Below are 9,769 nucleotides of genomic sequence, written 5' to 3' on the forward strand. Positions count from 1 at the left end.
TGAAAGGCTAAAGTTTAACTGGAAAACATTGATACGATTTGCGATGCACCCATAACAATGCCGATGCCAACACAAACAAAGAAAGCTTTACGCATTTCAACATAACCAGCAATCCATGCAAGCCCAATACCAGCAACCGCAATGGTGGCAATTGATGTTGCAATTTTTCCTGTTAAAGCTTTGACTAATTTATCAAGAGCGCCTTCAATTTTTCCGAAGTCACCTGCGGCAAATGCTGGCTCACTCAGTACAATGAAGGCAATAAACAGCATCAATGCTGTTGTTAACCATTTCTTTTGGGTATTGGATAAAAGACCTTTTTCTAAGGTTTGTTCACGAATGAACGAATTATTCATGTTTTTCATGAAAATTCCCCCGCTTTATGTTTAAGTTAATCATAAAATTAATAATTAAAATATTAATCGGGAATCATATAAATGAAAAAAATAAATTTTTCTATCTATAAATTAACAATATTTAATCTTTTATTATTTAATAAACAAAAAATATAGTAATATTCAAAATTATACTTTTAAAATGTTTTCGATCAGTGCTTAAATATCTTATCTTAACGTCTATTATTATTTTTGCTGTAATCTTTTATTTGAATCAGCATACTGAAAAATTTATGCAATCTTCTTTTTTTAAAGGACTAGAAAAAACAATAGAAACTCCCGTTCAAAATCCAAAGTCACAATTGATAGATTATAGAAATCAACACGATGTAAACCAACAAGATGTGGCTTTGCACCCAGAACCATTTGCATCACAATTTTATGAAGAAAATGTACCAGTCTATTCAGGTGCTATACAAGTCACAAGTGGTGTCACCTTTAAAATGATCACGCTCGTAGATGAGGGATGGAGAAAAAAGATTGTCCGCAATATTCGACTATATGGTGTGGAATCTTGTGAAACACGACAGTTTGCCTCTCGCAATGGAATTAAGTGGCCATGTGGTGCTTTCGTCACCGCGTGGCTTGTCTCAAAAACAATCGATAAAAATGTTACTTGTCGCCAAGCACGTGTCATTCAACAGCTTCATTATGCACAATGTTTTGTTGACGGAGTTGATCTGGCACGGTTGGGGCTGGCAGAAGGGTTGATGGTCTTGACAAAAGATCAGCATAATTTCCCATCACCCTCAGACTATAAAACTCTACAATCTGCTGCTCAAAAAGCACAAAACGGTTTATGGTCGAGCCAATTTCAACAACCTGAAGATTGGCGAAGAGATCACGGAAGCTATAATCCCATTGACCATTATTGATAAAGCTTTCTCTTAAGCGTTATTTAATGAAGACAATATTCTACAACGCACCTTAACAGGTAAAAGTTGATCACAATCCATATAGATCTTGATGGACAATTCTCGTTATGGAAAATTGTTGGGTTTAAAATATCCTTATAGGTTGTTTACTACAGCACTATGTGGGAGCGTGTTTCCTCGGCTTATGTCATTTCGTTTTGCTTTTTAAATGAAAGGCTTTTTGCCTCTCAAACTCTTAAATCACCCCCCAAAATTATGACATCAGATCCGCGTTTAATGAGAGGGGATTACCAAGCTTTTGGGGGGAGAGACAAGGGCACCTTGTAAAAGCACACCATTAGGCGCACGTGCTCTTGACCAATAACCAAAAGGCTTTTCTTGTCCTTCTCACGCAACTTTGAAATCATGATTAAAAAGAAAGCTTATAGGGGGCATAAATAGCGCTTTATAGGTATCATAGGTGTTAATCGAAAAAACTAGAAAGAAAATTGCAAACCCTAGTTTTATCGTGTTGAATATTTTTGTATTGCTTTTACCTTGACATGCTTTTTTCAAAGCTACGAGTTGTTTCAAGAGAGGGAGACACAATGGCAAAAAAATAAAAATCCAACTGCGTTAACAGAAGGGATTCTAAAATACTTATACGGTGAATTAAATTCTTCGTACTTCCTAATTTAATTTATCCTATTATGCTGTAAATACCGTTGTGTAAAGCGATGATAGAAGGCATGAAAAGCTTTGCATATTAAGTATTTTTAGATATCGTGATCAGTATTTTAGGGCAGGGTTTGCCTGACGCGCTTATGGAGTAACAAGCCGACACCATCACCCACCTTTGCCTGCTCGTGGGTGTTGCGACAGACCTTGGCACTAGAGGGGGGGGGCATAAGAGCTATGTTTAGTCCTTTCTTATACAAATTTTATCCACACACTCATCCCGCTTGTAACGTGCAAGCGAATATTTTTGATTGATTCAAGATAAGCAGGTTTGAAATGAAAGAATCTTACGATATTCGGGGCTCTCATTCAATATACAAAACAGTTAATTATCATTATAAATCAATATATTGCACGCTTATGAAGTAAATCGCATGTGTGATCAGCTGGAGAAACACGCCCGTGAGAAACTGGACTGTTGACAGCCCGATGGCTGGTAGGACCCCCCATCCTTTGAGGTGTGGGGAGGAAAAGGTCAACGGATGTAATCTGCAAGAGAGATTTTGTGGAAAAGGGATGTCTTTTACATTTTTTTGCCTCCAGTAGAGAGGTTTTAAGCAAAAAAACATTAAAAACAACCTATGTGTATGTCACCCGTGACATACACATAGAACATAAAATCCTTAAACATAGCTGTAGTTGTAACAAAATAAATGTTCAGATTATTTTGAACACACTCAAATTCTAAACGTGATTTCCAGTTACAATAAAAAAGCTTATGAAAAAAAGAGACGAGCAAAATATCAATCGAAATAACATTTGCTTCAAAAGGGTGTACATTGCTTCAAATTAAGCCGGAACTGTTCGCTAAGGCATTGCCAAATATCGCCCATATTTCTCAAATAGGCGCTTCAATCTGAAAATAATTTAATTGGGGCTATGGGCTTTTTACCTAAAATGACCGGAATGTTCCCTCGCGTTGTAGAAGAAAAAAAACGATGGGGCTTTAAAAAAGCCGCTTACGCTATTGGAATTATTGTCGAAAAATATTACCGGCAACGCATCCAATTACTAAGGCAGATATCTGTATCAACATATTGGCTTATAATGATAATTTAGCATTGTTCAACTTGAATTAGAACCCCAAATAACATGAGGATTTTCTCATTTAAAATCTATTCTATGTTAAATCAATTAAAATTACTTGGTTTGCACGTCACAAGTGGGTAGGTCATGTGGGTAAAAACTATACAAGAAAAAACTCAAAATGCCTCGAATGAATTGTTTTAAGTGCTAAGAGCTGTCTGCCAACATCCACGAGCTGGAAAAGTGGGTGGGGGGCTGGCTTTGCGTCGTGGCATGATTGCTAAAAAATCGCGGGGAATTATATCTGGAAAGATTATTTTTTGTTTTGATGAATGTGGAGGGAACTCATGATATAAGGGCCAAAGAAAATATAATCCACCTATTGAGAGGTGATTAATGAGGCTCTCATGATGTATACACTGAAATATATGCAGATCTTCTTTAATTTTTAAGGGAAGAAAGAGGTTATTAGGAATCCCTGAGGGCATATACCACCTCTTTTTCCGAAAGAAAAATATATGACGACTTATTGTTTGTGAAGAGAATACTTAAAATTTTTCACTTAACTTATTAAGCGATTTATTAGAATATACGATTCCTTTAAAGTTCATATCACCAATTTTATTAAAGGCTGTGTAACTTTAAGCGTAGAAAAGTTTAATATCGGATGGTTGATATGAATTTATTTTTAAAAAAGAGTCCGTTATCTCTTTTTTTTTCCCTCTTTATTTCTAAAGTTGGCGATTATGCTTATGAAGTTGTTTTTATTTTACTTGTCTTAGAATTAACAGATAACTTCTTTTTTACAGGTCTTGTGTATTTTTTTCGATTTATCCCTTTTCTCTTTTTTGGACCTATAGGCGGTTGGTTAGCGGATAATTTTTCTTTGAAGAAAAATATGATTTTAAGTGAACTGGTGAGATTATTCGCCTCATTATTCGTTCTTATAACTACTATAACAGGGACCGCACATATTATTGTACTTATTTTGGCAGCAATATGTACAACAATAGGAAGAAGTATTTTCCAACCAAGTTTTCAAGCGGCTATCCCGAAAATGTTTCCAATCAATGATCTGACAAAGGCAAATAGCATTGCACAAATTATAGACGAAACGGCATCTGTAATCGGCCCTTTAGTTTGTTCCCTATTGCTTCTTTTTGCCAATAAATCGGCAGTTCTCATTTTTGATTTTTTTACCTATCTTATATCTATTGTCGTGTTATTTAATCTCGTGAATTTAGATTCAAGCGAGAATAAGCCTTTCAATTTTATAAAAATTTATCGAGAAACCGCTTCCTATCTTCAATATATTTCTACTGAAAATAAACATTTATTCATTACGCTCGTTGGTTCGTCGTTTGCTATTCTCTTTACGGGTGCAATTTTAAGATTTTTAATTCCAGCTTTTATTCTTTCTGTAGGTGGAGAGGAAAGATTTGTGAGTTATATTTTTTCTCTCATGGCTGTTGGAACTATTGTTGGTGGTTTGTTCTATAGTAAAATTATATTAAATGTTACATCGTTGAAGCTCATGATATTTTGGCTTCTTTATGGGATTATTCTGTTTATTATGCCTTTAGTTGTAATGCTTTCTTTAAAACTAATTTTAGGACTAGCCTTTATTTTAGGATTTACTGGCGCATTTGTAGACATTAGTTTAGTTTCAGCTATTCAATTATATTCTCGTCGTGAAGATTTTGGTAAGAGTTTTGGAACCTTTTCAACGTTAGCAAACTCTGCTGAAGCGGTTTCTGGCTTTATTGCTGGACTTTTTGCACTCGTGGGAGTTGTGAGTTCTTTTTTAGCGATGTCTGCATTCGTTATTTCCACTGGAATGATTGGCGTTATAAAAATTAAGATAAATAAAGATTATAATACGCTGACCGTAGATGATGATCATTGATATATCTCTATGCTGTTTCTTTTTTCTAAGATGGTTCATTCATTATATTTGAAACAAAAGTATTTATATTTATAACTGCTTTTTGAGGCGTTTACGTAAAATGGTGTTAATTTGCCAGATTTTACAACAGTTGCTTTGTTTCTAAAAGAAGAGGTTAAAACAATAATGATTAATAAAATATCTGGAAGGCGGATAGAGACATAGAATATAGAAAATGAGCAAAAAGCGCTTAAATTGGTTCTGTAAGTCGTGGGCAATTGATTGGATTAGTTAATCAATGAGAATGCGTTTATTTTATCCTATTATGCCGTAAAACACTGTTGTGTAAAGCGGTGATAGAAGGCATGAAAAGCTTTGCATATTAAGTATTTTTAGATATCGTGATCAAGTATTTAGGGCAGGGTTTGCCTGACGCGCTTATGGAGTAACAAGCCGACACCATCACCCACCTTTGCCTGCTCGTGGGTGTTGCGACAGACCTTGGCACTAGAGGGGGGGGGCATAAGAGCTATGTTTAGTCCTTTCTTATACAAATTTTATCCACACACTCATCCCGCTTGTAACGTGCAAGCGAATATTTTTGATTGATTCAAGATAAGCAGGTTTGAAATGAAAGAATCTTACGATATTCGGGGCTCTCATTCAATATACAAAACAGTTAATTATCATTATAAATCAATATATTGCACGCTTATGAAGTAAATCGCATGTGTGATCAGCTGGAGAAACACGCCCGTGAGAAACTGGACTGTTGACAGCCCGATGGCTGGTAGGCCCCCCCATCCTTTGAGGTGTGGGGAGGAAGTCAATTTCAAAAAACAACAAGTTGCTTCAACTTATTAAATGAGAACTTTTAACGCAAGCTTTGCTTAACGTTGCGATGTTCATGAAATATGGGGTGCAATCTGAAAGGGATTTAATCAAATCTATGGAATTTTTAGCTACAATGAAGGGAATTTTCCCTCATGTTATCGAAAAAATTAAAAAGACTATAAGAAAGAGTGCTTTCTTTTTTATATAAGAAAGCACTCTTGGGGGGGGGGATAAAGGGTAGCTTTACATATTTTAATCTGAAAAGCTGTCCTTTTTATCTTTTTTCCACAGGAAATAAGTTGCAAGTCCAAGAATGGGCACACTCAATTTTGCAAAAGGGAGATGTTGACTGAGAGCTGCAAGGCTGGAAATAGTCGCATCTGTCATCAGTTTGTGGCGTTGTTCTTCTGTCTTTTTTTGTTGGTCATAGCGTTGATAAGCCTTGAGTACACGACTCATAATAAGACCTAATCCCGCAAGAGACAGACAAATTAAAAACATGATGCTGGCGGCGGTAAGGGGCTTCATAACAGAACATAACGCAATAAAACCGATGGTACATAAAAAAAGCAAAGACATGAAGAATGAAATGCTAATAAACCCATAGAAAATTGCTTGAAGGCGTACTTGCTTGACTGTGCTTTTAAGCCCTCCACCGACAAGATGGTTTAAAAGAGGAGCGATAAACTTGTGCATTGCTTAACGACGCAGTAATTGAGAAAGAATAAAACCAACGCCTGCTGCAAAAAGAACGCTTTTGCCAGGATTTTTGCGAACGCATTGGTTCAGAGTTTGTTCAAGATCACTGATTTTGTCTTTTGCTTGAGACATCATGTCTTCACCACTTTCTTTCGCTGAGTGATATAGTTTTTCTGCTTTCTCTTTGGCGGCGTTGAATTTGTTTGCACCAAGATCTGTTAGGGTTGAGGTAATCCCTGAAATTTCAGTGCGTAACGTTTCTAATTGTCCTTGTAGGTCTTTTTCTGAAGCTGTTTTATTGTGCGGCGTTGTTTTATTCATGGCCATGATATTTTTTCCCTCTCTTGATTCATTATATTTGTATTGGTGTGTTCATAGTGATCATTTGCATTGGAGTGAAAATTTTCACTGCTGGGGTAACGCAAAAAGTTTTTTTTGGTTCCCTTCGTTGTCTCATTTAAAATTGTTTTTGATAAAATAAATCTCGTCTATAAAATATGCTCTGTCCGTAAAGGGGCTCGTCTGTTGAAAATTGTCTTATGCTTTTGAAGAAATTTAGCACTATTCTTCAGCTTCTCGTGGTGCAGTTTTTGATAAAAGGTTCTTTAAAAAAAGGCAATGTATTGATTTATAATGATAATTTAGCGTAATTCATATTGAATTGAGACCTTCAAATAACGTAAAATTCTCTCATTTCAAATCTGTTTATCTTGCATCAATCAAAACCACTCATTTGCACATAACAAGTGGGATGAGTGGTGTGGATCAAATTTGTATAAGAAAGGACTAAATATGGCTCTTATGAACCCTCTCTAGTGCCAAGGTTTGTCGCAAACATCCACGAGCTGGCAAAGTGTGTGATGGTGCCGGCTTGCTCCTTCATAAGCGTAAAGATGGAGGTGCTCAATAGATTTACCGTTATACCATTCACGGGCGTCGTCGCGAAATGGGATTGGGTGCTCTTTGAGAGATGTTTCTTTAAAAGGCGCAGTAAGATTTGTTTTTTTACTTGGGACAGGAAAAATACATGGTGGTTGCGATTTTGCAGCAGAAAAAAATGCCATTTTTATGCTTTTAAAGCAAAGAATATTGCGGCTTTTTGCTCTCTGTGTATTTGGGGGCAACACGCGCTCCCCATGATACTTTTTGTCAGTTTAAGATATTGCGATAGTTCTTTTTTTAAAACGTAAGGTATATTTTTATTTTAGGATAGGAGAGGGACTTCAGTGCACGGGTTGTTAGAGATGTGCATATCCTTTTCTTCAAGAGTTTTATGATATTTTTGCTGCTTGTTTCATGGAAGCGAATATTTGCTTGGATTCAAAAGAGCGGCGAAAATAAAAGAAGCTGGCGATATTAAAGGTTCATTCAACAGGAACGATAATGAATTGTTTTTATAAGTCAATGTGTTGTGAGTAGAAAGAGGATGCGTTATTCTTATAAATTAAAATATTATATGCGATACTTCTTGTAAGTTTATCATTTTGCCTAATTTATGCAATAAATTGATTGGGTAAGATAAACTTGTTGAATTGTTAGAGAAAAATTTCTTTAGAATTAAGAGAAAGTTTGTGGAGTAAAACTATACTTGATTTATCAAGTTTTCTTTCTTAAGAGGAATACACAAGTGACGTTAAAAGGGTAGTGGCATTGTGGAACAGTGATGCTATGCGGGGTGACGATCCAGCTCATAAATAAAGATAAGAGCACAAGAATGTGAGATAAAAATGGAATCTGAAACAGTCCCTTTAGATAAAACAGTCCCTTTAGATAATACATCTGCTGTATTGACAGTGCATGATTTTTCTCCTTTTTCCATGTTTATGGCTGCTGATTGGGTGGTGAAAGCCGTTATCATTATTTTGTTACTTGCTTCTCTTATGTCGTGGACAATTGCTTTTGTGAAAATTATTGAGATCACTTTGGCAAAACGAAGAGTTCGTCATGAACTCCAATTGGTTCTTAACGCTCAGACTCTTACACGTTTGGCAGCGAGTTTGAAAGAAAGCAAAGGAGCTGGTGTGTTTTTTCTCAAAGAAGTCCTTAAAGAGGTGTATCTTTCTACACAACAGGTTCATTTTTCTGCTCCTGAAGGGATAAATGAAAGCTCTGGTGAGAGAACTAGTTCAAAGGAAAGTGCACAAACGATTGAAGATATTCTCTTTTATGAGGAGAGCAATCAATATGAAGATGTCTCCCGCGATGTTCGCGATGCTAAGGCTCGTGATGTTCATGAAGGTTTAAAAGAAAGGGTTCACTCGCTTTTGTCGCGTTGCTTGCTGGCTGCTACACGCCGTGTGGCATGTGGAAGCACCGTTCTTGCAACCATTGGTGCAATTGCTCCCTTTGTTGGTCTCTTTGCAACTGTTTGGGGAATTATGAATTCTTTTATTGGAATTGCTCAGTCTCAAACAACGCGATTGGATGTGGTGGCTCCTGGAATTGCCGAAGCTTTATTCGCAACAGCTATTGGGCTTTTTGTAGCTATTCCCGCCGTTGTTATGTATAATAGCCTTATGCGTGCTTTGAATGGTTATCGTAGTGATTTAGGCGATATCGCGGCTGCTCTTGAAAGGCTCTTGAGCCGTGAACTTGATAGACAAAGACAACAGAAAAGTCTTAAAAAATGAAAGCAAGTTTTAATAATGACTGGGAGTCCGATGAGAGTGGGTTGCAGAGCGAAATCAATGTGACCCCTTTTATTGATGTTGTGTTGGTGTTGCTTATTGTTTTTATGGTTGCAGCACCTTTGGCAACATCTGTCATTCCTGTTCAGCTTCCTTCTATCACTCAAGCGCCTTCAGTAGAGCAACCTGATGAGCCTGTTTATGTTACTTTACAAAAAGATCGTTCTCTTTACATTGGTGATCACCTTATAGAACAAGGAACTTTGAGAGAAGCTTTGGTGAAGGAAACCAAGCAAAATTTAGAGACAAAAATTTTAATCAAAGCGGATAGCGAAATTGATTATGGTTTTGTCGTCGATTTACTCAATCAAATACGCATGGCTGGATATCGTAAAATCGGTCTTGTAGGATTGCAAAATTCTCCTCATCTCGCCTCAAACAGTGCGGTCAATAATAAAACAACAGAAGTGATAGACGGTACTGTCGATGAAGAAGGCGGAGTGGATCATGGGGATACTCAACCAAGCCCTGCTATAAACGCTAACGTTTCTACGATAGAAACCACCCCATGATAACAAAACTGTACAGCTTTTGTTGAATGAGTATGTTCATCAAAGGTGGAGAGCCGATATAGAGCGAAATTGATTATGGTTTTGTCGTCGATTTACTCAATCAAATACGCATGGCTGGATATCGTAAAATCGGTCTTGT

The 9,769-nt window shown here is 36.7% G+C and carries 8 protein-coding genes and 1 pseudogene; 6 read left to right on the top strand and 3 right to left on the bottom strand.

What is annotated here, in order from left to right:
• Positions 1 to 14: 14 nt before the first annotated feature.
• Entirely contained in the window at positions 15 to 365 is a 351-nt protein-coding gene (locus tag ACFINC_RS01970; protein ID WP_375615861.1) for a TrbC/VirB2 family protein, read from the bottom strand.
• 263 nt (positions 366 to 628) lie between these two features.
• On the opposite strand from ACFINC_RS01970, the gene ACFINC_RS01975 reads away from it, so the two are divergent.
• The 3 genes from ACFINC_RS01975 (at position 629) to ACFINC_RS01985 (ending at position 4,919) form a co-directional block, all read left to right on the top strand.
• The gene (locus tag ACFINC_RS01975) at positions 629 to 1,270 is read left to right on the top strand and encodes a nuclease (protein WP_375615862.1); all 642 of its coding nucleotides are present in this window, start codon (positions 629 to 631) and stop codon (positions 1,268 to 1,270) included.
• Between the two features lie 1,947 nt (positions 1,271 to 3,217).
• On the top strand, positions 3,218 to 3,364 hold the full coding sequence (locus ACFINC_RS01980) for a hypothetical protein (RefSeq protein WP_375615863.1): 147 nt from the start codon (positions 3,218 to 3,220) through the stop codon (positions 3,362 to 3,364).
• A 325-nt stretch (positions 3,365 to 3,689) separates the two neighbouring features.
• Complete coding sequence (locus tag ACFINC_RS01985; protein WP_375615986.1) at positions 3,690 to 4,919, top strand: MFS transporter; 1,230 nt, start codon at positions 3,690 to 3,692, stop codon at positions 4,917 to 4,919.
• 1,065 nt (positions 4,920 to 5,984) lie between these two features.
• Here the strand turns inward: ACFINC_RS01985 and ACFINC_RS01990 are convergent.
• Together ACFINC_RS01990 and ACFINC_RS01995 are read right to left on the bottom strand one after the other, a co-directional pair.
• Positions 5,985 to 6,428, bottom strand: coding sequence for a hypothetical protein (locus ACFINC_RS01990; protein ID WP_375615864.1), 444 nt, complete (start codon positions 6,426 to 6,428; stop codon positions 5,985 to 5,987).
• Between the two features lie 3 nt (positions 6,429 to 6,431).
• Positions 6,432 to 6,758, bottom strand: coding sequence for a YqjD family protein (locus ACFINC_RS01995; protein ID WP_375615865.1), 327 nt, complete (start codon positions 6,756 to 6,758; stop codon positions 6,432 to 6,434).
• Between the two features lie 526 nt (positions 6,759 to 7,284).
• Between ACFINC_RS01995 and ACFINC_RS02000 the strand changes: the two are divergent.
• The 3 genes and pseudogenes from ACFINC_RS02000 to ACFINC_RS02010 all read left to right on the top strand — a co-directional run.
• Positions 7,285 to 7,421 (top strand): annotated as a pseudogene (locus ACFINC_RS02000) (integrase); the annotation flags it as partial.
• A 737-nt stretch (positions 7,422 to 8,158) separates the two neighbouring features.
• Complete coding sequence (locus ACFINC_RS02005) at positions 8,159 to 9,061, top strand: MotA/TolQ/ExbB proton channel family protein (RefSeq protein ID WP_375615866.1); 903 nt, start codon at positions 8,159 to 8,161, stop codon at positions 9,059 to 9,061.
• A complete protein-coding gene (locus ACFINC_RS02010) occupies positions 9,058 to 9,630 on the top strand; it encodes a biopolymer transporter ExbD (RefSeq protein WP_375615867.1) in 573 nt (190 codons plus the stop codon). The genes ACFINC_RS02005 and ACFINC_RS02010 overlap by 4 nt, the downstream gene beginning before the upstream one ends.
• Positions 9,631 to 9,769: the final 139 nt, after the last annotated feature.

Origin of the sequence: Bartonella sp. AP58NXGY (assembly GCF_042195785.1) — a bacterium.
Lineage (GTDB): Bacteria > Pseudomonadota > Alphaproteobacteria > Rhizobiales > Rhizobiaceae > Bartonella.

Bases quoted from the DNA above. Each gene is read 5' to 3' on its own strand.
- ACFINC_RS02005 (WP_375615866.1), top strand. From the start codon at position 8,159: ATGGAATCTGAAACAGTCCCTTTAGATAAAACAGTCCCTTTAGATAAT.
- ACFINC_RS01975 (WP_375615862.1), top strand. From the start codon at position 629: ATGCAATCTTCTTTTTTTAAAGGACTAGAAAAAACAATAGAAACTCCC.
- ACFINC_RS01970 (WP_375615861.1), bottom strand. From the start codon at position 365: ATGAAAAACATGAATAATTCGTTCATTCGTGAACAAACCTTAGAAAAA.
- ACFINC_RS02010 (WP_375615867.1), top strand. From the start codon at position 9,058: ATGAAAGCAAGTTTTAATAATGACTGGGAGTCCGATGAGAGTGGGTTG.
- ACFINC_RS01985 (WP_375615986.1), top strand. From the start codon at position 3,690: ATGAATTTATTTTTAAAAAAGAGTCCGTTATCTCTTTTTTTTTCCCTC.
- ACFINC_RS01990 (WP_375615864.1), bottom strand. From the start codon at position 6,428: ATGCACAAGTTTATCGCTCCTCTTTTAAACCATCTTGTCGGTGGAGGG.
- ACFINC_RS01995 (WP_375615865.1), bottom strand. From the start codon at position 6,758: ATGGCCATGAATAAAACAACGCCGCACAATAAAACAGCTTCAGAAAAA.